This is a genomic window from Amycolatopsis sp. NPDC059657, assembly GCF_042734395.1.
GTDB lineage: Bacteria > Actinomycetota > Actinomycetes > Mycobacteriales > Pseudonocardiaceae > Amycolatopsis.
The window spans coordinates 94,470-118,826 of the sequence record NZ_JBHWEB010000019.1 but is presented as its reverse complement, the minus strand read 5'-3'; the positions used below and the strand labels follow the sequence as shown (position 1 = coordinate 118,826).

Here is a 24,357-nt window from a genome sequence, read left to right as displayed (position 1 = left end):
GCTCGTTTGTTTTTTTTCTTTTTGGTGGTTGTTCATCGTGCTACCCCCCCCCCCCCCCAACCCCCCCCCCACCCCTGTTGGCGCTACTTCTGGTGGGGTGCCACGTAGGTGGCGGCCTCGGGGGCGGCGAAGAGCTGCTTGACGTAGCGCAGGCCGCCTTCGGCGGTGGCGTCCGGCGTCGCCGCGTAGACCTGGCGGGTGGCGGGGGCGCCCGGCTTCGAGAAGTCGAGCGGCGCGACCAGGTTGCCGGTGTCGGCCGATGTGGTCTGCTTCAGCGCGGCCTGGATGCCGTCGCGGGTGAGGTCCTTGTTCTCGCAAGCCTTCTTGAGCACGGAGCCCCAGACCTCGCCGACCGCGTAGCCGTAGGGGGTTCCGCCGTTGGGAACCTCCTTGTAGGCCGCCTTGTACTTCGTGGCGACCTCTTTGGCCTTCGGGATGTCCGCGGAGAACGGCACGCTGCTCGCGACCACGGTCAGCTTGTCCAGCGCGGCCGCCGCGGGGCTCTTCAGCAGCGCGGGGTCGAAGGTCGGGTTGTTGCCCAGCACCGGGACGTTGAGCCCGAGTGCCTTGTTCGAGGCCAAAGTGGAGCCGGTCTGGGTGGGCGTCGTGGTCAGCACGATGAGCTTGACGCCGTCACCCTTGAGTCCGGTCACGATGTTGGACAGGTCCGCGTCGGTCGAGGTGATCTTGACTTCCTTGACCTTCAGCCCGTGCTTCTCGGCGTAGAAGCGTGAGCCGCGCAGGCCGTTCGCGCCGTACTCGCCGTCGATGTAGATGTGCGCGATCTGGTCGCCGTCCTTGAGCTGGCCCTGTTCCTGGAGGTATGAAAGGCCGTCGATGATCTCGACGTCGTAGGTCGTCCCGACGATCATCACGTACGGGTTGTCGAGCAGTTCCGAAGACCACGAAGCGGGCGCCGCGGTCAGTTTGTCCGAGGACAGGTTTTGCTTGAGTGCCGCGACGACCGGGGAACCGAGCAGCTGCACGAAACCGAGCACCTTCGGTTCGATCTGCGGATAGAGCGTCTTGGCGGCGTCGGCCTTGTAGCCGTGGTCGACGGTTTCGAGTTTCACCTTGCGCCCGCAAGCACCGCCCGCGTCGTTGAAGTCCTTGGCCCACAACTCGTTTCCCTGGGTCACCCCCAGCCCCAGGTTCTTGAAGACCCCGGTTTTGTCGGTCATCACGCCTAGGGTGATGTCCGAGGAGGTGACGCCTTTGTCGGTCTTGACACCCGAGTTGTCCGAGCCGGAGGAACCGGAGTCGCTCGCTTTCGTGCTGCACGCCGTGACGGCCAGCAGCGCGGCCAAAGTCAGCGACGCTGCGAGTGGTGAGCGTTTCATCGTTCCTGCTCCTCTTTTGTGGTGGTGCGCGCGGTGATCCGGCGGCCGATCGCGGCGAGGCCGCCGGGTTCGAACAGCACAACGAGGATGATCGCCGCGCCATAGACGAACGAGCTGATGAGAATGGGGGAGAGCGCACCGCCGCCGGTGCCGGTGAACCAGCCGAGATCGGCCGAATACAAGGAAAGGATCTGCGGCAGGCCGTTGACGATCAGCGCGCCCACCACCGCGCCCGGCACCGAGCCGAGCCCGCCGATGATCACCATCGCGAGAAAGGCGATCGAAGTGTTGATGCCGTAAGTGCCGTACTCACTCTCATCCGGTTTGAGGATGTCGAACCACAGCACGGTCATCGCGCCCGCGAGGCCCGCGTACGCCGAGGAGACGGCGAACGCGCCCGCCTTCGCGCGCGTGACGCTGACGCCCATGACCGAGGCCGCGGCTTCGTTGTCCCGCACCGCTCGCCACGACCGGCCGACGCGGCCCTTGACCGCGCCGGTGGCGACGACGAACGCGATGATCGTGAGCGCGAGGAAGAGATACCAGCCGCGTTCGGCCTGCCGCAGTGGCACGCCGAGGATTTCCACCTGCGGCCCGCCATTGCCGAACGGGAAACCGAACAGTGAGAACTGGGCGGGCGCGCGCCCGGTGGACGTGCCGCCGGTCAGCTTTTCCGCCGACTGCCCGAGATAGAGACCGAGGAACACCAAGGAAAGCGAGGCGACACCGAGATAAATGCCCCTGAGCCTGCCCGCGACCGGGGCGAACGCCAGTCCCAGCGCGGCGCTGATCACGACCGCGCCGATCAGCGCGAGTTCGGGCGTGAGGCCGAGCCCGGTCACCCGTGCGTCGCCGGTCGGTCCGGCGAGGACGGTGTAGCTGGTCGCGCCCGCGAGCAGGAAGAACGCGTGCGCCAAGGAAAGCTGTCCGGCTTGCCCGACCAGCAGGGTCAGTCCGATGGCGCCGACCGCGCCGATCATCATGTACTGCCCGGCTTTCAGCCAGGCGGCGTCGAGATAGAGAGGAAGTGCGAGCAGGACTACCAGCAAAGCGATCCAGGCGACCATGCGCAGCCAACGGGACGGCCGTTTCGGCAGACTGCCTTGAGCCGGAACTATCTCGGGTGGTTTCACGGCGGTCTCAGACACGGGTGCTCTCCCTGGTTCCGAACAATCCCGACGGGCGCACCACGAGCACCACCAGCATGACCAGGAACACCGCGCTCTTTGAAAAATCAAAAGAGATGTACTGCGCGGACAGCGCTTCGACCACGCCGACCACGATCCCGCCGACCACCGCGCCCGCGGTCGAGTCGAGCCCGCCGAGGATGGCGGCGGGGAACGCGGCGAGCGCGATCGAGTGCGTGCCCCGCGAAAGCCCGGCGCCGGAGAAGTCCTGGGTCGCGATGAACAGCACCGCGACCCCGGCGAGCAACCCGGCGACCAGCCAGGCCGTCGCGGTGACACGTGAGCTGCGGATGCCCATCAACGCGGCGGCTTCCCGGTTCTCCGCCTGCGCGCGCATCGCCACGCCCCAGTCGGAGTACTTGAACGCGAGCGCGAACGCGGTGATCAGCACGGTCGCGACGACCAGGGCGACCACGTGCGTCCGGAAGAGCGTGATCCCGCCCAGCTGGAACGGCTTCGCGTCCCAGGCCTCGCCGAGGAACGGCACGGTGACGCCGAGCCGCCGCACGATCTCCTCGGTGATGATCACGTCGACGCCGATGGTCAGCAGCGCGAGGCTGTCCGGGCCCGCGTTGCGCGAGCGTGACAGCAACACCCGTTCGAGCACCAGCGCGATCAGGCCGGCGCCGAGCACGCCGACCAGCGAGGCGCCGGCCCAGCCGAGCGCGTCGCGGGTGACCACGACCAGATAGCCGCCGAACAGCACCAGCGAGCCGTGCGCGAAATTGACCACCTCGGTGGCCTTGAAGATGATGACGAAACCCAGCGCCAGCAACGCGAACACCGCGCCTTTGCCGAGTCCGTTCACCAAGAGCTGCAGGAAGGTGTTCACGCTTCGACTCCAAGGTAAGCCTTGACGACGTTCGGATCGGCTTGGACCTCGGACGGCGTGCCGTCGGCGATGCGCTTGCCGAAGTCGAGGACGGTCACCCGGTCCGCGATGCCCATCACCAGGCCCATGTCGTGTTCGACGAGCAGGATCGAGATGCCGAGTTCGTCGCGCACCTCGCGGATGGTGCTGGCGAGCTCCGCGGTCTCCGAGGCGTTCATGCCGGCGGCCGGTTCGTCGAGCAGCAGGAGCACCGGCTCGACCGCGAGCGCACGCGCGATGTCGACGCGTTTGATCGCGCCGTACGGCAGCGCGCCGACCGGGGTGTGCACCAGGTCGCCGATGCCGAGGAAGTCGCAGATCTCGGCGGCGCGTGCCGCGTGCTTGCGTTCGGTCTTGCGGGTGAGCCGCAGGCCGCAGGCCAGAAACCCGCCCTTGGTCAGTGAATGGCGGCCGAGCATGACGTTGTCGAGCACGGTCGATCCGGGTGACAGCGCCGCGTTCTGGAACGCGCGGCCGACGCCGAGCCCGGCGAGCTTGTGCGCCGGGAGTCCGGAAAGGACGGTGTCGCCGAGCCGGACCTGGCCGGAGTTCGCGCGGTACACACCGCAGATCACGTTGAAGCAGCTGGACTTCCCGGCCCCGTTCGGGCCGATCAGCGCGTGCAGTGAGCCGGGTTCGACGGTGAACGAGACGTCGTCGAGCGCGTGGATGCCACCGAAGCTGAGTGTCACGTTCTCGATCTCGAGCGGTGGCGGGGTCTGCGCGGTCATCCCGCCCACCTCGTCAGCCCGCGCGACCGGGCGCGCTGGATCTCGGCGTCGCGTGCCTCCGCGTCGGCCGTGGCCTGCGATTCGGCATGCCCGCCGAGGTAGAGGCGCTGGACGTCTTCGCTGCGCGCGAGTTCCGCGGTCGTCCCGGCGAGCGCGACGCGTCCGACTTCGAGCACGATCGCGTGATCGGCGACGTTCAGCGCCATGACCGCGTTCTGCTCGACCAGCACGACGGCGGTGCCCTGGGCGTGGATCTCGCGGATGATCTTGCCGATCCGTTCGACCACCTGAGGCGCGAGGCCGAGCGACGGTTCGTCGAGCAGCAGCAGCTTCGGCCCGGACATCAGCGCGCGGCCGATGGCGAGCATCTGCTGCTCACCGCCCGAAAGCAGCCCGGCGCGCTGCTTGGCACGCTCGGCGAGCACGGGGAACAGCTCGTGTACGCGGCGGCGGGCGGCCGCCCGCAGTTCGGCCGACTTGGCGCCGATGCCGCCGGCGCGGAGATTCTCGTCGACCGTCATCCGCGCGAAAACCTGGCGGCCTTCCGGCACCCCGACGACACCGAGCCGCACGATCGCGGCCGGATCGAGCTTGCCCAGCGGCTTGCCGTCGTAGCGGATGTCGCCGCCCGCGATCGAGCCGCGGTGCATGCGCAGGGTGCCCGAGATGGCCCGCAGCAGCGTCGACTTCCCGGCCCCGTTGCTGCCCAGCACCGCGACCACCCCATCGGGTGACACGTCGAGGTCTATGCCGTGCAGTGCGGCGACTGACCGGCCATAACGCACCCGCAGCTCTCGGACGCTCAGCAAGCGATCTCCTTCGATCGTGTGACCCGAGTCACCGCTCGGTGGCGGTCATCCTCTGTTCGGGTCCGGCCCCGAAACACCCCCACCTGGAGAGGGTCAGGGACACGAAACGGACACGTGAAGGCGCTAGAGCAGCCCGGCCTCGGAGGCCTTGCCGATGGCTTCGACGCGGTTGCGCGCACCGAGTTTGTGCAGCGCGGACTGCAGATACGTCTTGACGGTGTTGCGGGCGAGGCCGGTCGATTCGGCGATCTCGGGGTTGGTCTGGCCCTGGGCGGCTAGCCGCAGCACCTCGTACTCGCGCCGCGTCAGGCCGCTGCGGGCGAGTGCGTCGGAACGCTGGCCGTCGTCGGGGAGGATGCGCGGGTCGACCACGCGCTCACCACGCAGGACGCGGCGCAGCGCGGCGACGAGATCGGTGCCCGCGACGTCCTTGAGCAGGCAGCCGTGCGCGCCGGAGTCGAGCGCGTCCAGCACGCCCTGGTGGTCGCCGTGCGCGGTGAACACCACTATCCGCGCGGCGGGCTGGAGCTTGCGCAGTTCGCCGACGACCTCGGGCGCGAGCATGTCCGGCAGGCGGAGGTCGAGCAGGATCAGGTCGGGGCGGAGTTCGAGCACGCGGCTCATGGCCGTGTGCCCGGATTCGGCCGAGCCGACCACGGTCAGTGACGGGTCGGAGCGCAGCAGCAACGCGACGCCGTCGCGGACCACCGGGTGGTCGTCGACGACCATGACGCGCCAGGTCACGCGGGCCGTCCGACCCAGGCACGCAGGGTGCAGCCGTCGTCTTCGTCGCGGACCACGCTGACCCGGCCGCCGAGCCTGGCGGCGCGTTCGGCGAGGCCGCGCAAGCCCATGCCGGTGCCCGGCGCCTCGGCGGGCTCGCCGGTGCCGGTGCCGTCGTCGGCGACGACGACCTGGACCCCGCCGTCGCTGGGCAGCAGGCTGACCACCACCGACAGCGCGCGGGCGTGTTTTTCGACGTTGAGCAGGCCTTCGCGGACCGCAGAGATGAGCAGTGCGGTGCGTTCGGCGTCCAGCGGCGGCACCGGCGCGAGCTGGACGAAGCGCGCGGGGACGCCGCAGCGGGCCTCGAACGAGCGGCAGTGCTCGGCGAGTTCGACCGGCAATGCCCGCTCCGGGCTCGACTCCGACAGCGCGAGCAACGACTCGCGCAGCGCGCTCGACGCGGCCGAGACGTCGCCCTCCAGCCTGCGGAGCCGGGACGAGAGCACCGGGTTGTCCTGGATGTCCTCGTGCAGGTTCCGCACCTGGACGCCGATGGAGAACAGCAGCGCGCCGACCGAATCGTGCAGTGCGCTCTGCATGCGCCGGCGCTCGGCGGAGACGGCGTTCTCGCGCTTGGACTCGGCGATCTTGGCCAGTTCGAGCGCGGTGCCCGCCTGCTGGGCGACCAGTTCGAGCGTCCGGACGGCGTCGTCGCCGAACTCGGCGGCCTCGCGCATCGCGGCGTAGGCGATGGCGACGGTCTCGGTCCGGTCGCCGACCCTGCTGAAGATCGGCACCGCGAGCATCGCGCCGATGCCCTCGCCGCGGACCTGCGCGTCGAACTGGTGGGTGATGGTCGGCGAGCTGACGTAGTCGTTGACCCTGACCGGCTTGCCCAGCGCCAGCACCCGGCCGCCGATGCCCTGGCCGACGGGCACGACCAGGTTCTGCAGCGCGTCGGTCCGGTTGCCCGACATCCAGCGGATGACGGCCTCGCCCGGCTTGTCCAGCTCGCCGACGAACCCGGAATGGACGCCGACGGACTCGCGGATCAGCCGCGCGGTGCCCTGCAGCGCGACCACCCGGTCGAGGGTCGCGAGCAGTGATTCGCGCTCACGCAGAAGCCCGTCGAGCGTGGCGCTGAGCTCGGCGGCGCGATCACTGGCGACGTGCTCCCTTGCCGTCACGCCGGTCACCTTGACACAAAGCGGCCGGATCCGGACATACCCGAGTGGAGACCGACGGCCGAATTGTTTTAACTGGACCGGTGGAGATCACCCGCGACGCCGCGACGCTCGCCCTGTACACGACCGACGCGTCCAACTACCGGCACGTGCCGCTCGGCGTCGTGCGCCCGCGCAACGCCGAAGAGGTGATCGAGGCGCTCGCGTACTGCCGTGACCAGGGACTTCCGGTGATCGCGCGCGGCGGCGGGACCAGCGTCGCGGGCAACTCGTGCGGGCCGGGTGTCATCCTCGACCTGTCCCGGTACTTCGGCGGGGTCCGCGAACTCGACCCTGAGCGACGGCTCGCGCGGGTCGCGCCGGGCACCGTGCTCGACGACCTGCAGGCGCTCGCGGCACCGCATGGGCTGCGGTTCGGGCCGGATCCGTCGACGCACAGCCGCTGCACGATCGGCGGGATGATCGGCAACAACGCCTGCGGCTCGCATTCGGTCGCCTGGGGCCGCACGGTCGACGTGGTCCGTGAACTCGACGTCCTGCTCTACGACGGGACCAGGATGACCGTTGGCGCCACCACACCGTCCGAAGTGGACGTACGGGCTGCGAAACCCGGCAGCGAAGGCCGGATTTTCGCCGGTCTGCGTGATCTCGTTGGCCACAACCTCGGCTTGCTGCGTACGGAGTTGTCGACGTGGCCGCGCCGCGTTTCGGGCTATGGGCTGGAACATCTGCTGCCGGAGAATGGTTTCGACGTCGCCAAGGCGCTCGTCGGCAGTGAAGGAACCTGCGTCACCGTGCTCGAAGCGACCGTCTCGCTCGCCGAGCTGCCGAAGCACAAAGCGTTGACGGTGCTGGGTTTCCCGTCGGACATCGCCGCGGCCGACGCGGTCATGGACATCCTGCCCTGGTCGCCGCTGACGGTCGAAGGCGTCGACGCCGACCTCGTCGCGCTGCTGCCCGCGCACCGGCGGTCGGATCTGCCCGGCGGCGGCGCGTGGCTGTTCGTCGAAATGGCGGGCGACGAGCCAGGGGAAGCCGAGCATCGCGCCGCCGACCTCGCACGGAAGCTGGCGGGCAGGCTGACCGGGCAGGTCGTGCTGACCGACCCGGCCGCGCAAAAGCGGCTGTGGCGGATCCGCGAGGAGGGCGCCGGGCTCGCGACCAGGCTGGCCGACGGGTCGGAGGCGTGGCCCGGTTGGGAGGACGCCGCGGTGCCGCCCGAAAACCTGGGCGCGTACCTGCGTGACTTCAAGGCGCTGATGGCCGAGCACGGCAGGCAAAGTGTCGTCTACGGGCACTACGGTGAGGGCTGCCTGCACATGAGGCTCGATTTCGACCTGCTGTCCGAACCCGGGATCGCGCAGTTCCGGACGTTCCTCGAGCAGTCGGCGGACCTGGTCGCGGCGCACGGCGGTTCGCTGTCCGGTGAGCACGGCGACGGGCAGGCGCGATCAGAACTGCTGCCGCGGATGTACAGCCCCGAGGTGATCGGGTTGTTCGAGCGGTTCAAGACGCTGTTCGACCCGGACGGCAAGATGAACCCGGGGATCTTGGTCAACGCCCGGCCGGTCGACGCCGACCTGCGCGTGCGGTCTTCGGCCATGCCGACGTTCCTCGGCTTCCCGGAGGACCACGGCCGCTTCGACGAGGCGATGCGCCGGTGCGTCGGCGTCGGGAAATGCCGCAACACCACCGGCGGCGGCGTGATGTGCCCCAGCTATCGGGTGACCCGCGAGGAGAAGGATTCGACGCGCGGGCGCGCGCACCTGCTCGCGGAGATGATCAACGGCGAGCTGATCACCGACGGCTGGCGGTCGGAAGAGGTGCGCGACGCGCTCGACCTGTGCCTGTCGTGCAAGGGCTGCCTGTCCGACTGCCCGGTCGATGTCGACATGGCGACATATAAGGCGGAGTTCCAGTACCAGCACTATCGCGGCCGCATCCGCCCCGCGTCGCATTACTCGATGGGCTGGTTGCCGCTGTGGCTGCGGCTCGCCGGGCGCATGCCGCGGATCGCGAATGCCGTCACCAAGGTGCTTAGTAAGCCGCTTAAGCGTCTGGGCGGGATTGCCGCCGAACGTGACTTGCCAACCTTTGCCAAGCCGTTCACCTATCGACGCGAGGACTTGAAACGTTGGGCGACGGGGGAGCGTCGGGTGGTGCTGTGGCCGGACTCGTTCAACAACCACTTCACGCCCGAGGTGCTCGACGCGGCGGCCGAAGTGCTGACCGCGGCCGGGTACGAGGTCGTCATTCCGGATCGTGCCGTCTGCTGCGGCCTGACCTGGGTGTCGACCGGCCAGCTCGACATGGCGCGGCGCGTCCTGCGTAACACCCTCGACGTTCTCAAGCCTTATCTCGAAGCCGGGTACGAGGTGGCGGGCCTCGAACCGAGCTGCACCGCCTTGTTCCGCGGCGACCTCAGGGCACTGTTGCCGGGCGACCCGACGGCCGAGCTGCTGACGGTCCGCACCAAGACGTTCGCCGAACTGCTGACCGATACCGACTTCGCCGACCTGGGCATCGACACGCTCACCCAGGTCCACTGCCACCAGCACGCGGTCCTCGGCTTCGCGGCCGACGAAAAGGTGATGGCCGCGGCCGGGATCCGCAACACGACCATGGACTCCGGCTGTTGCGGTCTCGCGGGCAACTTCGGTTTCGAGGACGGTCACTACGACGTCTCCGTCGCCTGTGCGGAGGACCGCATGCTCCCGGCCGTGCGCGCCGCGTCGCCCGAGACCGTCGTGGTTTCGGACGGCTTCAGCTGCCGGACCCAGCTCGCGCAGCTCTCCGACCGCCGTGCGCTCCACCTGGCCGAGGTACTGAGGCAAGCCATTCGCTTGAGGTCGTGAGCGTTGCGGGCGGTTAGAGCTGTGTTCGGACTTAGACTAAAGGCATGATCAATTCTGTTTTGGCACGTCAGCAGGTTGCTGGGCGTGCGTCTGCGGGGCAGTTGCGGGGGATCAAGTACTTCCGGGCGTCGCAGGACGCGTCTGGCCGGGCTGTGTCGGTGGCGTCGCAGCGTGATGAGGGTGATGAGCTTTTCGAGGAGTTCGGCATCGTCGATGCCGGTGAGTTTTGTGACAACAACTTGTCGGCGTCGACGTATGCGACTGAGGTCCGCGCGGCTTACGAGTGGGCGTTGACCGAGTTGCGGTCGGGCCGGGCGAACTTGTTGTGGACGTGGGATTCGGCACGTGCTCAGCGTGATCTCGCGGTGTATGTGAAGTTGCGTGAGATCTGTAAGGAGACTGGCAGTTTCTGGGCCTACGGTGGCCGGATCTATGACATGAAAGACCCGGCTGATCGGAAGGCGACCGCGCGTGACGCGTTGGAGGCCGAGGGCGCGTCGGACGTGATTTCCGGGCATGTGAAGCGGGGTAAGCGCAAGCGGGCGCGGCAGGGTAAGCACGCGGGTCCGGTCCCCTACGGCTATTCGCGCTTGTTCGATCCGGAGACCGGTGAGTCGCTGGGCCGCGTCCTGGATGAGGGCCAGGCGGCGATCGTGCGGGAGATCGTGGCGTGGGTCCTGGAGAAGAAGCCACTCTCGTGGGTCGCAGGGCAGCTCAATGAGCGGGGTGTGCCGTGCGCGCGTGCGGGTTTGTGGAACGCGCCGAAGGTGAAGGCGTTGGTGCAGGAGAGTCAGCACAAGGCTGAGTGGGAGAAGTTCCTACGCACGCTGTCGCCGGAGAACGCGGTGGTGGCGCGGGAGCTGGTGGCTCGTGTCGTGGATGGGGAGTCGGCGAAGGAGTTGGCGCGGGAGCTTAACCGTGACGAGGTTGCCTACGTGTTGCCGTCGGTGTGGACGGCGAAGAAGGTCCGCAACGTCGCGCTGTCGCAGGCGGCGGCGGGGATCGCGGTGTATCAGGGGCAGCCGGTGCTGGTGAAGCAGACCGACGAGTCCGGCGAGGTGGTGACCAAGCCGGTGAAGGCGCAGTGGCCCGCGATCATCAGCCCGGAGGATCGGACACTGCTGACGGCGATGCTGCATGATCCGGCACGCTCGGCTAATCGGGACGGGAGCCGGGTGCGGCATTTCTGGTCCGGGATCGCCCGGTGCGCGGAGTGCGACAAGGGTTTGACCGCGAACGTGGACAAGGTGCGAGGCCGGATCTATCGGTGTCCGACCGGGCATGTGTATGTCGATCAGCAGCAGCTGGACGCGTGGCTGCTGGAGCAGGCGATGTGCCAGCTTGAACGCACCGACGCGCGGAAGTTGTTCCGGATCGAGTCCAGCAACACCAAGGCGGCGGTCGCCTCTCAGCAGGCGCAGGTGTTGCGCGCCGAACTGGAAGGGTGGAAAGCCGACGCGGTCGCGGGCCGAGTGAGCCGGGCGAGCTTCATCGACATTGAGGCAGGTTTGCTGGAGCGGATCGCGAAGCTGGATGAGCAGTCGAAGCGGGCGACGTTGCCGCCGACGTTGGCGAAGGTGATCGGTCCGCAGGCACGTGAGGCGTTCCTCGCGCTCGGCGATGTGACCGCGCAGCGGGAGATCCTGCGGGCGATGATGCGCCCGCGTGTGGGCAAGAGCCGCCGTCCGGTGATCGAAGGCCTCGACACCGGCAGCGTGAGCGTGGGTTTCCTGTACGGCAAGGACGTGGCGGCGTAGTAGCGCCGCTGCGGGGCGGGGTGGCGGGCCGGAATACCGGCCCGCCACCCCTTTTTCTTGCGGATGGTCAGGTCAGTTGGGTCTGGTTGTTCATCACCTGCCGGGCAACGGGCCTGAACACCGCTGAGATGTGATCGAGCTGGGCGGGTGAGAGCGGCGGCGCTGCGGCGACGTTGGCGTGAGCGGCGGCCAGCTGCTCGGCGCTGAGCACGAGGCCGGGATTGAGCACCATGTCCCGCACCGTGAGCGGCGGTTTAGACATCGCGGGTCAGCTCCCCGCGGCTCGGGATGCGCGGGGTGGGCACGAGCGGGTTGCCCTGCTCATCGCGCGGATCGACCAGCGGGGTGACCTTGTTCTCGGTGGACACGACCACGCCGAACGCTGCCAGCAGCGTGACCACGGCGGTGATCACTCCGGTGGTGGTGTTGCCCTGTTCGGCGGTGAACAGGCCGGAGCCGACGAGACCGGACACGAGCGCGGTGAGTGCGCCGACGATCGTTCCGGCGATGCGCAGTGGGTAACGGGACAGGGTGTTCTCCTTCATTTCGGGTGGGGTTGAGAGCGAGTCGAGGGCCATCTGGGCGCGCACGGACGCGGCGGTGGTGTGACCGGTGATCCAGATGACGGCGGCGAGGATGAGCAGCCAGCCGCCGGGCCCGGTCAGGGAAGGTTCAGCCATTGGCCCGCGTAGATCCGGTTCGGGTCACGGATGCCGTTGAGCGCGACCAGCACGGCCACGGTGGTGCCGAAGCGGGCGGCGATCGCGGACAGCGTGTCGCCTGCTGTGACCTGGTACCTGCCGCCTCCGGTCTCGGCGCCGGGCAGGCGCAGGACCTGGCCGGGATAGATCCGGTCCGGGTTCGCGATCATGTTGAGCGAGGCCAGCACGTCCACGGTGGTGTCGAACCGCCGTGCGATGGCGGACAGCGTGTCGCCGGGGAGCACGGTGTACGTCGCGCCGCTGGCCGGCGGATCCGGCGTCGGCGCGGGATCCGCCGGTGAGCTGCTGCCGTCGAGGGTGAGATCGGCCAGTGTCCAGCCGTGCATGGTGGCGTTGCGGTCGACGTTCCCGGCGACGCCAGACACGCGGCCTTTCTGGGTGTGCTGGTGGATCGCCAGGCGTGGGTGGTTCCAGCCGGGGTTGGCGGGGTCGCCGTTGTAGCGGGCGATCCAGAGCACCACGTCCTCGTCGGCCCAGTTGTCGGGGACCAGCGTGCGGGTGTACCAGTCGAGGTTGGCGTAGACGAGCACCTTCCGGATCCCGGCGCGGTGGCGCAACTGGGCGACGAAGTCGGCGATAAAGTCGTTCGCACTTGCCCGCAGACTGGCGTCTTCCATGTCCAGCATCGGTGCGAGCGACTCGGACTCCAGCAGCCCGGTGGCGCGCAGTTGACTGATGAAGTGCTCGACTTGCGCGCCGACGTGGCCGGGGCGGGCGAAGTGGTAGCCACCGGGCACGACCCCGGCGGCGCGCGCAGCCGCGACTCGCGGTCCGCTGGTGCGGTCGACGTAGCCGGAGCCTTCGGTAAGCTTGAGCGACGCGAAGCTGATTCCGTTGCCGCGTATGGCGTTCCAGTCGGTGACGGTGTTCCAGTGGGAGACGTCGATGCCGTAGTCAGTCAGCGGTCGGTTCCTTTCGTTGGTGGTCGAGTTGGGCGCGCAGTGCGCCCACTTCGAGCAGCAGCCGCGCGTTTTCCTGGCGGAGCGCGGAAAGCTCGGTCTTGACGGCGGTCAGTTCAGCGAGCACGTCGCGGGTGTGGGTGGCGCGTTCGCCCAGCAGGGCTTGGTATCCGGCGTGCAGCGCGGCCAGCGCCTGCGCATCGGTGCTCGCTTTCGCGGTGCGCACCGCTCGCCGCGCGGTGAGCAGCCCGGTGAGCGCTCCGGTGGCGGGGCCGAGGATCGCGGCGGCCGCGGCGAGCCAATCAGCGGTCAGGGAAACCTCCCCGCGGGATCAGGTTTGCCAGGGTCCGGCGGGGCTGGCGTTGATCACGGCGTCCCAGCGGGTCGGGCGGATGGTTTCGGTATAGCCCTGCGCGAGCAGGGACACGGTGCCGTCGGGGTGCTGAGGTGGCAGGCCGGTGATGGTGACCCGGTCGCCGAGTTCGAGTTGCAGCCAGCGCGCGAGCAACGCGGGGTCGTTGTTGAGTGCGGGGCCGACGGTCGGGTACCGCATGCCGGGCCAGGTGCCCAGCCGCAGCAGCCATGCGGCGATGGCGGCGAGATGGTCATCGCGGGCGATGTTGAGGGTGAGCTGCTCGTCGTAGTGGCCGCGTCTCGCGATGTCGGCCGGGTCGGTGATGCGAGCGGAGGAGCCGCCGCGCCGGGTGACGGTGATGTCGTTGCGTGCGGCCTGGTCGTCGAGCACGGGCGTGAACGGGTTGACGATGTCCCCGCGTGCCCGGCTCGCGTCGAGGGCGAGTTTCGGTGGCTGGTTGAGCATGGAGGCGCGGGTGCGGTAGTCGAGGCCGCCGTTGGACTTCGACTCGGCGAGGATGCCGCCGTCCGCATCAGCGCACTCACGCAGCAGTGCAAGCAGGGTGCCGGACGCTTGCGGTCCCATTGGTCGGGTGTCGTCGGGTGAGCCGATCAGCGTGAGTGGGATGCGTTCCTCGGCGGCGAGGCGGCGGAGCCGGTATCCGGCTTTCTCGCCGTCTCGTCCGTTGAGGGCGCTCATGATGGTGGCGTCGAAGAAATCAGGCTTGTTCAGCAGCGCGACGTGTCCGAACGCGACCTCGTCCATGGCCGCGGCCGGATCGATCTGCAGATCGTCCACGCTGCCGAGGGTCCGTCCGCTGAGCGTGCTTTCAAGCTGGAGGACGGAGTCCGCTCCGGACTCGTAGTCGGCGACCTGCCAGCGAACGCGGTTTCCTTGCTGCCGCAGCCACAGCGACAGCAACGCGGTCTTGCCGTTGAGGCTGAACCCGATCGGCGCTGACTCGACGATCAGATCGAGCCCAGCGTCCAGCACGCGCAGGAAGACCGCGCCGTCAGGTTTGATCATGACATCCCAGACGGTGGCCGATCCGGTCATCGACAGCCGCCACAGGTGCGCGGTGGCCCGCACACCGCCCGGCGGCATGTGAATGAGGGTGATCAGCCGCACCTGGTCGGTGACCGGCCACGTGCCACCGAACTGAGCCGAAGCGATCCGGGAGTGCTTGGTGACCGGAATCGGCGCAGACGAGGCGACACCGGTATAAGAGGCGAGAGGCAGTCCGGCATCGAAGGTCAGCGGCGGGCCGCCAGTGGCCGAGGCGAACGACGATGCCCCGGCGGAGTCTTCGCACGGCCAGTACGCCACCGGAGCGCGAGCCGGATCGGACAGGATCTCCCTGCGCAGCATCGATTGGACAGGCGCCGCGCCTTGCCCGAGACGTCGCAGGACCCCCGCGCCGGTCACCGCAATCAGTGCGTGGCCGGGGTCACCGGTGGCGGGGTTGGACAGGTCGCCGTGCGGCCAGGTGGGAGCCCATTCGGACACGTAGCCGAACCAGCGCGGTTCGACCGGTCGCGCCGAGAGGTGGTCGTAGCGGATCACGGGTGCCCCGGCCGGTTCGCCGGACTGGGTGAGCCCGATCCCGCCGGTCAGGGCGGGGTTCGGGACGGCGTTGTCGCGGACGTCGATCAGCCACTCGGCCGGTTCCGGCGCGTTCAGCGGCCACATCTTGACCTGGTGACGATGCCCGATCGCACGCGCACGCAGCCAGAACCAGCTGCCCGCCGCATAGCGCAGCCCGGTGGAAACCGGGTTCTGCACGATCGTCCCGGCATAGGTCAGGCGCAGGTCGACCAGGCCGGTGTTCCAGAACATCGGCTGCGCGATGTAGGTGTTGTTCCCGTCGGCGGCGCGGTATGCGAGTCCGCCGATGAACGCGCCGTTCGCGGTGACCTGCCCCGGCGAGACGGCGACCTGGACGTCCACGTCGCCGTAGTTGCCCGGCAGGAACTGTCCGCTGCGGCCCGCGCTCGGCCCGGTCGGGCTGATCGACGCGACACCGCCGGTGACCTTGTACAGGGTGCCCGCTGCGTCGATCCGCCACGGCTGGCCGGAATCGGCGACACCGAACCCGTCCGGAACCTCACGCTGAAACTCGTCCACCACGCCGGGAATGAGCAGTTCGGGTGGCAGGTCGGCCCAGATCCGCATCGGGACGCCGAGCACCACATTCGGATAGATCGGCGAGCCGGTGCGCCCGGGCGTGTAGTCGCCGCGCGTGTTGTCCAGCGTCACCGTCGCGGCCGAGGACTGGACGTGGCTCATCTCGTCCTGGCGGCCACGTTCGATCCCGATCGGCTGCGACAGCAGGTCCGCGGACACGTCGGTCCACGACCAGCTCGCGGGATCGCCGGAGGGGTTGGCCCCGAACGCCATCTCCACCCGCACACCGAACACTCCTGGAAAGTCCACACCAGACTCCCTTGCTGTCACGAGGAAATGCGAGGGTCAGCGGCCGAACGCGGTTTGGACGCTGCCGCCGCCTTGGGTGCGCACGGCGTGCCGCAGCCACTCGGCCAGCGCACGCGGCAACCCCGAACCATCGATCACGACCGTCACCTGCGCTGGCCCTTGCGCGCTGGTCGGAACCAGTGCGGGCGCACCATCGACGCGGCCGGCACTCGGCGCGGCGGCGGTGACCGTGCCGGACATGTCCAGGGGCAGGGCGTCGGTCAGGCCGGTGAGGTAGCGGCGGATCTGCGGCTCACCGTCGCGCAGGCCGTCGAGCAGGCCGCCCATGATGAGGCGGCCGTTCGCGGTGAGCAGGATCTTGTCTTTGGCGGGTGGGCCTTTCCACGACTTGATCCAGTTGGTCAGGTTGCCAAGCTGGTCCTTGACCCAGCCGAACGCGGAGATCAACCCGTTCACCAGACCCCGGATGATGTTGCGGCCCGCTTCCCACAGCAACGCCCCGAGGTTGCCCAGGGCGTCGAGGATGCGGCCGGGCAGGCTGGCGAAGTAGCCGAGCAGGCCGCCGATGCCGTCCACGACGGCGCTCTTGATGATGGTCCAGATGCCGCCGAGCATGTTCTTGAGCCCGTTCCACGCGCGGCTCCAGTCGCCGGAGATCAAGCCGAGCACCACGTTGATGACGCCCTGGATGTACTGCATCGCCCCGGCGATCACCCCGCTGATCGCGGAGAAAATCGGCTGGAGAAAGTCGAACAGGGCCTGGAACACGGGGATCAACAGGGTGCTGATCATCGTGATCAGCGGTGCGATCGCCGACACCAGCGACGCGAACAACGACGCGCCCTCAACGATGATCGGGAGCAGGGACGTGATCAGCCCGAGCAGCGGCGGCAGCAGCGCCGAGACGAGTTCGAGGATCGGCGGGATGACCGACTGCACCGCCGTGACGATCGAGAGGAAGGCTTGCACGAGCGGCGGCAGGATCGGCAGCAGCGCCGTGAGCACCTGACCCGCGATCTGCCCCAGCAGCGCGCCGACCTCGGTCAGCACCGGGGCCGCAGCCTGCAGCGCGGTACCGATGACCTCGGCGAGCTTCTGGATCGTCTGCACGATCACCGGCAGCACCGGCATGACCGCGCGCAAGGCGGCCAGCAGCACCGAGGTGAAGATCCCCGCCAGCGCCGAGATCACCGGCAGCACCGCGTTCAGCGCTTGCAGGAATGCGCCGCCGAGTTCGCCGATGATCGGCGTCAGCACGGTCATGAGGTCGGCCAGTGCGGGTGCGGCCAGTTGCAGCGCCTGGACCAGCAGGCCGCCGAAACCTTCGATCAGCGGGGCCAAGGTCCGTGCAAGCTGGATCAGCGCCGGGGTGATGGTGGTGATCGCGGCACCGAGCGCACCGCCGAATGCGGCAGCGACCTGCGCCACCACGGGCGCGAGCGCGGCCACGATGGGCGCCAGCGCGGTCAACGCCGGTACCAGGATCGTGACCAGTGCCTGGGCCGCCGTGCCCAGAACCGGAGCGAGGGCCGCGAAGATCTGTCCCAAGGAAGCGATGGCGGGAGCTAAGGCGGTGAACGCGGCTCCGATCATCGGGCCGAGCTGCGCGATCGCTGGAGCGACCGAGGTGACGATGGCTTGGCCGATCGCGGCCAGCACGGGCAGCAGGCCGGTGACGATCGCGTGCAGGCCACCAAAGATCTGACGTAGCGCGCCCGCGCCCTCGGCGGACTGGACGAACGTCACCATCTGCCCGGTGATCTCCACCAACGTGGACAGCAACCCACCACCGGAGGCGTTCGCGGCGGCGAACACCGCGCCCACGACCTTCGCCAGATTGCCCATCACCGTGAACAAATCCTTGACGGCCGCCAGTCCGCCGGAGAGCCATTCCCGTAGCTGTCCGGATTCCCGTGCGGCGGCGATGAAGTCCGCGAACTTCTGCGCCCCACTGGCAAGGCCGGTGGCGAAGCCGGGCAGGAACTCCGCACCCACAGCCGCGATGTCCCGCAGCCCTTGCAGGAACGGCTGCACCCCCGCCGACAGAGTGGTGAGCGAGACGGCCGAGCTGTCCAGAATGGACCGGACATCGCTGACCGTGCGGCCCTCGCGAGCGAACGCGGCGAACCCGAGCGCACCCTTGTTCAGGCCGGTGGCGATCTGGCCGAGCCCGTCCTGCAGCAACGGCACATAGATCCCGGCCAAGCCGGTGATCTCCGACGCCAAACCGGCGAACAGCCGCTGCTGGACTTCCTGCCGCAGCCCCGTCAACTCCGGGCGCAGCGCGCGCACGGCGTTCGCGGCCGCCGCCATCGCGGGCGGAAAGTCCTTGATCGCCTCGGCGTACTTCGCCGGATCCTCCGCCTTGAGCGCCTTGGAGAACCCGGCCACGCCGAGCTTGAGCGTGCCAATCGCCGCCGCAGCGGCCAGACCAGCCGCGGGCAACACCAACAGCGCACCCGACGCCGTCGCCGCCGCCGACCCGAGACCACCGAGCACGCTCACGGCCTGGCTCACGGCGGCGGCCAGCGCCGCGTACTTGAGCACCGACGCACCGACCGCGACCGTCATCCGCGCGAACCCCACGGTCGTGCGGTTCAACCCGGCATCCAACGCGCCGAGGCCACGCACAGTCGCGCCAAGTGTCTTGTCCGCTACGACCTTGATCGAGACTTCGCGGCCGGACAGCTGGCGGACCAGCCGCTGAAACCGGGTTTCCGCCGGGATCGCGTCCAGCTCGGCCAGCAGGTTGATCGCGGTCTGATCACCTTCACGGGCAGCGGCACGCAGCTGCTCCTTCAGCAGCGCGGTCTGCACCTGCGCGGTCAGGCTGATCGACGGCGCGCCGCGCTCGGACTCGCGGACCTGCTCGCGCAGGTGGCGGCCGAGGCCTTGCAGGCTCGGCATGATCTTCAGATAGGCGTGACCGACCGTCGCCAAGGGCGATCACCCCCAGCGCGGCGCAGGTCAGCCGCCGCGCATCCACACAGCGATCTCGCGCAGGCTTTTCAGCTCCGGCTCGCCGTGGCCGGCGTTCTGCACGGCGGGGCGAGGACTGTCGGTCGAGGTGAACGCGCCTATCGGATCGGCGAGTTGCGCGTCGGTGACCTCCATGCCAAGGGCGGTGGCGACGGTGGCCCACAGCGCGGTGATCCGCCGTTCGGTGACCGAGGCCAGCAGATCAGCGCGAGTCCAGCCGCCTCGCGGGTCGAGCACTCGCCACACGGCCGCGTCGTCGGGCAGGTGGGTCACCAGGGCGCAGACCCGCCGGTAGGACAGGGTGCCCCGGTAGAGGTCGAGCAGGTCGACCCCGCACCGGAGTAGGTCGGTTTCCAGTGCTTCGGCGGTCGCCTCGTCCGCGAGGAGCAGGGCGACCGTCAGGGGTTTCCCCGGCCCAACTCCTTCATCACAACCGCCGAGAAGTCCTCGGCGTCGGCAGCCGTCGCGGCCAGGTTGCGCCAAGTTGCGTACTGGTCCACGCCGAGGATGCATTTGAGCGCGGTGAGGTGCTTGCCGTCCTCCTCGGCTTCGAGAGCGGCGAGTGGGAAGTCTTGCGCGGACGGCAGCGTGAACTGTTCACCTCGCCAGGTCACGCTGCCGTTCGTGTTGCTGGGCTTGGGCTTTCCGGTGGCTTCCGCGCGCTGGCCAGTGGCCATGGGGATCTCCTTCAGTGAGTCGATCTGTAGCTGTTGGTGGTGGATGTCGCCGACGTCGGTCAGCGCCGCTGCCGCCTGTCGAGACATGAATTGGCCTGGGCCGCACAGGGGCGCCAACTTGATCAACATCCTTCGTGTGGAGTATTGACCGGACGCGTGGCCGTACTGAAAGGTGATCACTAGCCATTTAATGGCGGGAGAACTTCGGGGAGGGAGTTCTAGGGGAGGAAAGTCGGCGGGTCCACTATTCGGCAGAAGTTGCTGATGCTCGCCTGCTTGTCACATTGTCGCATGCCTTTTTGTGCTGCGATTTTCAGTGGAATCTACCACGAAATGGTGGTCTATTTATCATGTTCAATTCTCGCTTATCGAAGCGGTTCGCTGCCGTTGCCGTGTTCTGCGCGGCGATCGCGGGCCCAGTGATCGCCGCGCCGAGTGCCCTCGCGAGTATCGCCCCGGCGAACGCGCCCGCGACGGTGCAGGCCCCGGACGGCTTCAACGGCTCCACCAACCTCGGTGGCGGCTGGCGCATGAACAACAACGGGTCCGTGTACTCGCCTGACGGCAGGACTCGGCTGACTCTCCTGCGTGGCGTCTTGGAGGTCTGGCGCAATGGCGGCCACGTATGGAGTGCCTTGCAGAGCGCCGCTGGCGACTACGTCGACTTCCAGCATGACGGCAACCTGGTTGTCTACCAGAACGGCGGAAGGGCCGTGTGGGCCAGCAACACCTCAGGGCTGTGCGGGAACGACGGCTGTCACCTGACTATTGAAAACACCGGGAATGTCGCAGTCGAGGATGACGTCGACTACTGGAACTACTGGGAAACCAACACCGACTGACACGCCAGTGCGCGGGATGGGAGAAACTCCCATCCCGCGCACGTGGGTCTTTAGTTGCCAGGAATCGCCAGCGGGACAATCGTTTCTGCGATGTCGAACAGGGGCCATTCCACAACCAGGTCGAACCGGTCTGCCGGGGCAGGCCACAGCCACAGTGCTTGCCGAGTACGGAGCTGATTTCCGTCAATCCCAAAACCGGGACCGCCCAAAGCCGCGAAATACGGCCGTGCTGGTTCGGATGCCGGAACGAGCGGGTGATCGAGCGTGGTCGCGACGCTGCCATCGGCAAGGCGGACGCTGAATCGCAGGACCGCCGGTGGTGCTGCGGTCTCGCCATCACCCGGTGTCGGCGACATCCCGGAACGCAGGACCTCGCCGGGGTCGGATGTCCCGGTCGAGGCGGAGGCCTCGACCTCGATGACGCACCCGTCAGCGTAGGTGCGCAGCTCGACCACGCTGATCGTCGCATGCTCCGAACGTGCGACGACCGTGCCCACGGGCTCGACCGCCACTGCTGCTTCTGTCCGCCCTGGTCCAGCCCAGAACGGCCCTCTGCCCCTCGTGTCATTCATGTCACGAAAGTAACACGTTCCGTAGCGACAGATCGCGGAATTTGATCATGCCCCCTGCTCGGGCAGAAGGTGCGGTGAGCGCTACCCGCCACCAACGGTCCGGTCAGTTCGCGCGTGGTGCGGGCGGCTCGTTCTCGCTGATGACGTTGACCGCGGCTGTGGCGAGCGCGGGAGCGCCGAAGAGGACGGCCGGGTCGTTGGTGAGCCAGACCGCGATGTAGGTCTTGCCCTTCGGCGGCGCGAGCGCGGCGAACGTCATCCCCCAGCGGGCTTCCTGAGTGCGCGAGAACTGCGAGTCCTGGGTCTCGGAGACCTCGGCGCGCGGGAGGTAGAGGCGGTGGCTGTAGCTCTCGGTGTCGGAGACGATGTCGGTCCAGTCCACGCACAGCGACCGGACGTCGCCCTTGGGGACCGAGCTGATTTCAGCCCGGTAGTTCTTCGGTGTCCCGGTGCCCACGGCGGCGAAGCGCATCCCGCCGAAGTAGACCGACAGGACTTCGCCCTTGGTTTCCTGGAACACCGAGGCGACGGTGAGTTCCTGCGACTTGTAGATGTAGCGGGCGGGTGTGAGCTGCTGCCAATGCTCGGTTCCCTCCTTCTCCACCTTCCGCGCCAGCGTGGTGCCGTCCGGCGTGGACAAGCCGAGCCCGGTCCACGGGGCTGCCAAGGGACTGGTCGCGTCGGGTGGCTCGGGAGTGTCCGGCGGGGCGAGCGAGACTTCTCCTGCGCCGGGGACGCGCACGAGGGCGCTGTTCATTGCCATAGAGCGGAAAGCCTCCGAAAACGAGTCAAGTAGAGATCAACGGTGTGCGGGTGTTCGCACGTAGACGGCTGCGGCGGCGGTCGCCAAAGGCCGAGACGTGTACGGGTCGATACCGGCGATCGGCGCAGCGACAGGTTCACCGCGGAGCACCGCACCTGGCGGCCGGGGCACGCACAGCAGGCCCAGCGCGAGGCCAGCGAGGCCCTTGGCGGCGTGGGTGTCGCGGTGCCAGCACGTCAGCCGGATCACCGCGCGCTGAACAGCGGGCCAGGTCCAGTCGTGTCCGTCCTCGACGATGAGCAGCCACGGCAGCGACGGCGGACCACCGTTCGCGTCACGTCCGGTCTCGGTCGACACCTTGACCCCCGCCGCAACCGGATCAGTTCGCTCACTCAGTGCTGGGCGTAGCTGCCGGACCACCAGTTCGGCCACGTCAAGCGGGACGGGCACGCCCGTCGCACCGGTCACGGCGCGCTCGTCGGGTCGAGTCCGCCGACGGACAGCCTGGCGTCGGTCGCGGCGCGTTTGAGCACGCCGTGGCGGGCTTCCATGCCGACCCCGGCCGGGTGGCGGATCGCGACCGTGACACCCGCACGGGACGGACTCGGGTCGTCGAATACCTCTACCGGGAGCGCCTCGCCGTTCTCGACATGCAGGCCGCGGCCACGCGCCGCGTCGGCGACGACCTCGGCGGCGGCCTGGATCGCGGCGTGGAATGCGGGCGAGTGCAAGAGTTCGGCGACGCCGTCACGGTCGACTTCGACCCGGTCGAACGCGGGCATGGCCACCTCCTGTCAGCCGTCGACGTGGACGAGCTGGGTTTCGTAGTGGGTGTGCCCGAACCGCGGCGACCAGCACGACGGCTCGCCGTCGACCTCGAACACCTGGCCGCGCCACTCGACCCGCTCCCGAGCGGAAATCGGCGCGGCGGTGAACAGCCGCCAGGACGTGACCACCGGCTGCCGGGCCAGCGTCGCGGGCTCGGCGGACGTGCCAGGGTGCAGCAGGCCCCGGATCCTCCGGCGAGCTGCCTTGTCGCCGTACTCGAGTTGCGGTGTCGGGTTGTCGTAGGCGTCGGTGACCTCAGCCGGGGTGATCACCACGAGCTCGTGCGGGAACTGCAGGGTGGTCCACCGCCTTGTCATGTGCGTGTCTCAAGCGCACACTGTGATGTTGCGCCGAGATTTCGGTGGTGTCCGAGAATTTGAGGTAGGTCAACTGGATACAACTGTGCTGTGGGTGCGCTTGGCACTCGTGCACCGCGCAGGTTCGGGTGCTTCGCCACCTGCTGGACGACGTCGCCAGCTGGAGGTAGCTGATGAAGCGCCCGGAAGGATTCACCCAACGCGAGTGGGAAACGTTTGTAACGAGGGGGCGGGAAATTGTTCGTAGACATACCGCTTGCCAGTTCGCGCTCGGAGATCTCCTCCTGGAAAAACTTCCCTACAGCGCCAGCAATGGCGACGGCCACGTTCGACGTGCCCTGGACCTCTACGCCGATCAGGTTGGACTGGCCGCGCGCACTTTGATGGTCTACCGGCAGGTTTCTCGCGACTGGCCGGTAGAGAAACGCAATCTTGACGAAAGCTGGACGGTGCACGATATCTTTTCAGCCCAGCCCGAACAGTGGCGATTCAAGAAGATAAATAACCCGCCGGTAGGGGCATCTCATTGGACCGTCGATCAAGCACGTGAGGCGACTTCCCGAAAAGCACGGAATCCTTCCACGGTGAATGAACGTGTCGAACGAGTTGAGGCACTTCTTTCGTCGGATGACGATGCCGCCTCGGTGGTAACGGCTGTCCTCAAGCGCCGACCTGAAGTGGCCAAGAAAGTGGTCGGCGACACTGCGACGAGAAGTACATTGCATCGCGCAGAGATGACGCACTACGACGAACGCCGACAGGAGCGGCAGGCCCCGGTGGCACGTTCACCGAAGCCCGCCCAGCGACCGCGACCGACGGAGACACAACGAGAGGTCCTTGAGTTACTAGGCATCTGCACTGCGTTCTATACGCAGATGCAACGCGTTGTGCCCCGTTTGCGCGTAGCCGACTACGACAACAAAGCAAAAGTGGCGGTCCTGGACAGTATTGCACGGGTGCGCGCCGCTGCCGACTGGTGCGAGACCGTAATCAGTACCGGCGACACCTCTATGGACGAGGCACTCGCCAAAATTCTTGAAGGCGAAGAATGATGACCTCACGTGACCCGATGTCCCGATTCGTTGCAGCCGAAAAAGTCTGGGATGCCGTCGAAGCCGCAGGTGAAGAAGGGCTACGTGGCCCCGAAATTTGCGAAAACGCCAACCTGAAACGCGGACAGTTTGAAAACGGAAAAGCTCAGGTGCGAGACTTCATGGCCAAAGAGAAGCAGAAGAGCTTCATTTACGACGGAGACCGATACGCCACAACCCGCGACACCGGCAGATGCGCGCTGGCTGTCGTGATCCGCGTCAGCTCCGTCGACAAACAACTCAGGCGAATCTACGACTCAATCTGCGAGCCCCTGGGCGATGCGGCCGATCAAGATCCCACACTGAGCTACCTCAAGAACCAGATCAAAGCGATGCTGGGCAACATGGACGTCATGCGTAGCGCGGGTTTCCTGCCAAAATCCAAGAAGCTCCGGGCGAACTCCGCCAGCAAAGGGTGA

At 67.9% G+C, this 24,357-nt stretch carries 25 protein-coding genes; 5 read left to right on the top strand and 20 right to left on the bottom strand.

The features are described 5' to 3' along the window. Positions 1–83: 83 nt before the first annotated feature. The 7 genes from ACFV15_RS13555 to ACFV15_RS13525 all read right to left on the bottom strand — a co-directional run bounded on the left by ACFV15_RS13555 (position 84) and on the right by ACFV15_RS13525 (position 6,851). Positions 84–1,340: an ABC transporter substrate-binding protein gene (locus ACFV15_RS13555; protein WP_378350523.1), complete on the bottom strand. Its 1,257-nt coding sequence runs from the start codon at positions 1,338–1,340 to the stop codon at positions 84–86. Further along, a complete protein-coding gene (locus ACFV15_RS13550; protein WP_378350521.1) occupies positions 1,337–2,488 on the bottom strand; it encodes a branched-chain amino acid ABC transporter permease in 1,152 nt (383 codons plus the stop codon). Before ACFV15_RS13550 ends, ACFV15_RS13555 begins: the two co-directional genes overlap by 4 nt. Further along, positions 2,481–3,359: a branched-chain amino acid ABC transporter permease gene (locus ACFV15_RS13545; RefSeq protein WP_378350520.1), complete on the bottom strand. Its 879-nt coding sequence runs from the start codon at positions 3,357–3,359 to the stop codon at positions 2,481–2,483. The genes ACFV15_RS13550 and ACFV15_RS13545 overlap by 8 nt, the downstream gene beginning before the upstream one ends. Next, positions 3,356–4,129: an ABC transporter ATP-binding protein gene (locus ACFV15_RS13540; RefSeq protein WP_378350518.1), complete on the bottom strand. Its 774-nt coding sequence runs from the start codon at positions 4,127–4,129 to the stop codon at positions 3,356–3,358. The genes ACFV15_RS13545 and ACFV15_RS13540 overlap by 4 nt, the downstream gene beginning before the upstream one ends. Next, entirely contained in the window at positions 4,126–4,938 is an 813-nt protein-coding gene (locus ACFV15_RS13535; protein ID WP_378350517.1) for an ABC transporter ATP-binding protein, read from the bottom strand. The genes ACFV15_RS13540 and ACFV15_RS13535 overlap by 4 nt, the downstream gene beginning before the upstream one ends. Before the next feature lie 123 nt (positions 4,939–5,061). Further along, positions 5,062–5,667, bottom strand: a complete 606-nt coding sequence (locus ACFV15_RS13530) for a response regulator (protein WP_378350529.1) — start codon at positions 5,665–5,667, stop codon at positions 5,062–5,064. An 11-nt stretch (positions 5,668–5,678) separates the two neighbouring features. Continuing rightward, entirely contained in the window at positions 5,679–6,851 is a 1,173-nt protein-coding gene (locus ACFV15_RS13525) for a GAF domain-containing protein (RefSeq protein ID WP_378350516.1), read from the bottom strand. Between the two features lie 80 nt (positions 6,852–6,931). On the opposite strand from ACFV15_RS13525, the gene ACFV15_RS13520 reads away from it, so the two are divergent. Further along, the gene (locus ACFV15_RS13520) at positions 6,932–9,703 is read left to right on the top strand and encodes an FAD-binding and (Fe-S)-binding domain-containing protein (protein WP_378350515.1); all 2,772 of its coding nucleotides are present in this window, start codon (positions 6,932–6,934) and stop codon (positions 9,701–9,703) included. A gap of 44 nt (positions 9,704–9,747) precedes the next feature. Then, complete coding sequence (locus ACFV15_RS13515; protein WP_378350514.1) at positions 9,748–11,460, top strand: recombinase family protein; 1,713 nt, start codon at positions 9,748–9,750, stop codon at positions 11,458–11,460. Between the two features lie 67 nt (positions 11,461–11,527). Here the strand turns inward: ACFV15_RS13515 and ACFV15_RS13510 are convergent, their stop codons facing one another. The 8 genes from ACFV15_RS13510 to ACFV15_RS13475 form a co-directional block, all read right to left on the bottom strand. Then, on the bottom strand, positions 11,528–11,722 hold the full coding sequence (locus tag ACFV15_RS13510) for a hypothetical protein (protein ID WP_378350513.1): 195 nt from the start codon (positions 11,720–11,722) through the stop codon (positions 11,528–11,530). Further along, positions 11,715–12,140 carry a hypothetical protein gene (locus tag ACFV15_RS13505; protein WP_378350512.1) on the bottom strand — a complete coding sequence of 142 codons (426 nt, stop codon included), beginning with the start codon at positions 12,138–12,140 and terminating at the stop codon, positions 11,715–11,717. The genes ACFV15_RS13510 and ACFV15_RS13505 overlap by 8 nt, the downstream gene beginning before the upstream one ends. Next, the gene (locus ACFV15_RS13500; protein ID WP_378350528.1) at positions 12,122–13,069 is read right to left on the bottom strand and encodes a LysM peptidoglycan-binding domain-containing protein; all 948 of its coding nucleotides are present in this window, start codon (positions 13,067–13,069) and stop codon (positions 12,122–12,124) included. Before ACFV15_RS13500 ends, ACFV15_RS13505 begins: the two co-directional genes overlap by 19 nt. 7 nt (positions 13,070–13,076) lie before the next feature. After that, positions 13,077–13,307, bottom strand: a complete 231-nt coding sequence (locus ACFV15_RS13495) for a hypothetical protein (protein ID WP_378350511.1) — start codon at positions 13,305–13,307, stop codon at positions 13,077–13,079. A gap of 105 nt (positions 13,308–13,412) precedes the next feature. Further along, entirely contained in the window at positions 13,413–15,869 is a 2,457-nt protein-coding gene (locus tag ACFV15_RS13490) for a hypothetical protein (protein WP_378350510.1), read from the bottom strand. Between the two features lie 36 nt (positions 15,870–15,905). Beyond that, positions 15,906–18,809 (bottom strand): hypothetical protein, encoded by a 2,904-nt coding sequence (locus ACFV15_RS13485; RefSeq protein ID WP_378350509.1) that lies wholly within the window; start codon positions 18,807–18,809, stop codon positions 15,906–15,908. 27 nt (positions 18,810–18,836) lie between these two features. Then, a complete protein-coding gene (locus tag ACFV15_RS13480; protein WP_378350508.1) occupies positions 18,837–19,331 on the bottom strand; it encodes a hypothetical protein in 495 nt (164 codons plus the stop codon). Then, complete coding sequence (locus tag ACFV15_RS13475) at positions 19,247–19,654, bottom strand: hypothetical protein (protein ID WP_378350507.1); 408 nt, start codon at positions 19,652–19,654, stop codon at positions 19,247–19,249. The genes ACFV15_RS13480 and ACFV15_RS13475 overlap by 85 nt, the downstream gene beginning before the upstream one ends. A gap of 221 nt (positions 19,655–19,875) precedes the next feature. Between ACFV15_RS13475 and ACFV15_RS13470 the strand changes: the two genes are divergently transcribed. Then, the gene (locus ACFV15_RS13470) at positions 19,876–20,367 is read left to right on the top strand and encodes a hypothetical protein (protein WP_378350506.1); all 492 of its coding nucleotides are present in this window, start codon (positions 19,876–19,878) and stop codon (positions 20,365–20,367) included. Between the two features lie 50 nt (positions 20,368–20,417). Here the strand turns inward: ACFV15_RS13470 and ACFV15_RS13465 are convergent, their stop codons facing one another. The 5 genes from ACFV15_RS13465 to ACFV15_RS13445 form a co-directional block, all read right to left on the bottom strand. Then, positions 20,418–20,879, bottom strand: a complete 462-nt coding sequence (locus tag ACFV15_RS13465) for a hypothetical protein (RefSeq protein WP_378350505.1) — start codon at positions 20,877–20,879, stop codon at positions 20,418–20,420. A 163-nt stretch (positions 20,880–21,042) separates the two neighbouring features. After that, the gene (locus tag ACFV15_RS13460) at positions 21,043–21,696 is read right to left on the bottom strand and encodes a hypothetical protein (protein WP_378350503.1); all 654 of its coding nucleotides are present in this window, start codon (positions 21,694–21,696) and stop codon (positions 21,043–21,045) included. 42 nt (positions 21,697–21,738) lie between these two features. Then, positions 21,739–22,170 (bottom strand): hypothetical protein, encoded by a 432-nt coding sequence (locus tag ACFV15_RS13455; protein WP_378350502.1) that lies wholly within the window; start codon positions 22,168–22,170, stop codon positions 21,739–21,741. Then, positions 22,167–22,484 carry a hypothetical protein gene (locus ACFV15_RS13450; protein WP_378350500.1) on the bottom strand — a complete coding sequence of 106 codons (318 nt, stop codon included), beginning with the start codon at positions 22,482–22,484 and terminating at the stop codon, positions 22,167–22,169. The genes ACFV15_RS13455 and ACFV15_RS13450 overlap by 4 nt, the downstream gene beginning before the upstream one ends. A 12-nt stretch (positions 22,485–22,496) precedes the next feature. Continuing rightward, positions 22,497–22,847: a hypothetical protein gene (locus ACFV15_RS13445; protein ID WP_378350499.1), complete on the bottom strand. Its 351-nt coding sequence runs from the start codon at positions 22,845–22,847 to the stop codon at positions 22,497–22,499. A gap of 173 nt (positions 22,848–23,020) precedes the next feature. On the opposite strand from ACFV15_RS13445, the gene ACFV15_RS13440 reads away from it, so the two are divergent. Together ACFV15_RS13440 and ACFV15_RS13435 are read left to right on the top strand one after the other, a co-directional pair. Further along, positions 23,021–23,899 (top strand): DUF6192 family protein, encoded by an 879-nt coding sequence (locus tag ACFV15_RS13440; protein WP_378350498.1) that lies wholly within the window; start codon positions 23,021–23,023, stop codon positions 23,897–23,899. Then, a complete protein-coding gene (locus tag ACFV15_RS13435) occupies positions 23,899–24,357 on the top strand; it encodes a hypothetical protein (protein WP_378350496.1) in 459 nt (152 codons plus the stop codon). The genes ACFV15_RS13440 and ACFV15_RS13435 overlap by 1 nt, the downstream gene beginning before the upstream one ends.

What these genes read in the sequence shown, in the direction of transcription:
- ACFV15_RS13555 (WP_378350523.1), bottom strand. Translation starts at nt 1,340, where the DNA reads ATGAAACGCTCACCACTCGCAGCGTCGCTGACTTTGGCCGCGCTGCTG.
- ACFV15_RS13540 (WP_378350518.1), bottom strand. Translation starts at nt 4,129, where the DNA reads ATGACCGCGCAGACCCCGCCACCGCTCGAGATCGAGAACGTGACACTC.
- ACFV15_RS13530 (WP_378350529.1), bottom strand. Translation starts at nt 5,667, where the DNA reads ATGGTCGTCGACGACCACCCGGTGGTCCGCGACGGCGTCGCGTTGCTG.
- ACFV15_RS13515 (WP_378350514.1), top strand. Translation starts at nt 9,748, where the DNA reads ATGATCAATTCTGTTTTGGCACGTCAGCAGGTTGCTGGGCGTGCGTCT.
- ACFV15_RS13510 (WP_378350513.1), bottom strand. Translation starts at nt 11,722, where the DNA reads ATGTCTAAACCGCCGCTCACGGTGCGGGACATGGTGCTCAATCCCGGC.
- ACFV15_RS13505 (WP_378350512.1), bottom strand. Translation starts at nt 12,140, where the DNA reads ATGGCTGAACCTTCCCTGACCGGGCCCGGCGGCTGGCTGCTCATCCTC.
- ACFV15_RS13475 (WP_378350507.1), bottom strand. Translation starts at nt 19,654, where the DNA reads ATGTTGATCAAGTTGGCGCCCCTGTGCGGCCCAGGCCAATTCATGTCT.
- ACFV15_RS13470 (WP_378350506.1), top strand. Translation starts at nt 19,876, where the DNA reads ATGTTCAATTCTCGCTTATCGAAGCGGTTCGCTGCCGTTGCCGTGTTC.
- ACFV15_RS13460 (WP_378350503.1), bottom strand. Translation starts at nt 21,696, where the DNA reads ATGAACAGCGCCCTCGTGCGCGTCCCCGGCGCAGGAGAAGTCTCGCTC.
- ACFV15_RS13450 (WP_378350500.1), bottom strand. Translation starts at nt 22,484, where the DNA reads ATGCCCGCGTTCGACCGGGTCGAAGTCGACCGTGACGGCGTCGCCGAA.
- ACFV15_RS13445 (WP_378350499.1), bottom strand. Translation starts at nt 22,847, where the DNA reads ATGACAAGGCGGTGGACCACCCTGCAGTTCCCGCACGAGCTCGTGGTG.
- ACFV15_RS13440 (WP_378350498.1), top strand. Translation starts at nt 23,021, where the DNA reads ATGAAGCGCCCGGAAGGATTCACCCAACGCGAGTGGGAAACGTTTGTA.
- ACFV15_RS13435 (WP_378350496.1), top strand. Translation starts at nt 23,899, where the DNA reads ATGACCTCACGTGACCCGATGTCCCGATTCGTTGCAGCCGAAAAAGTC.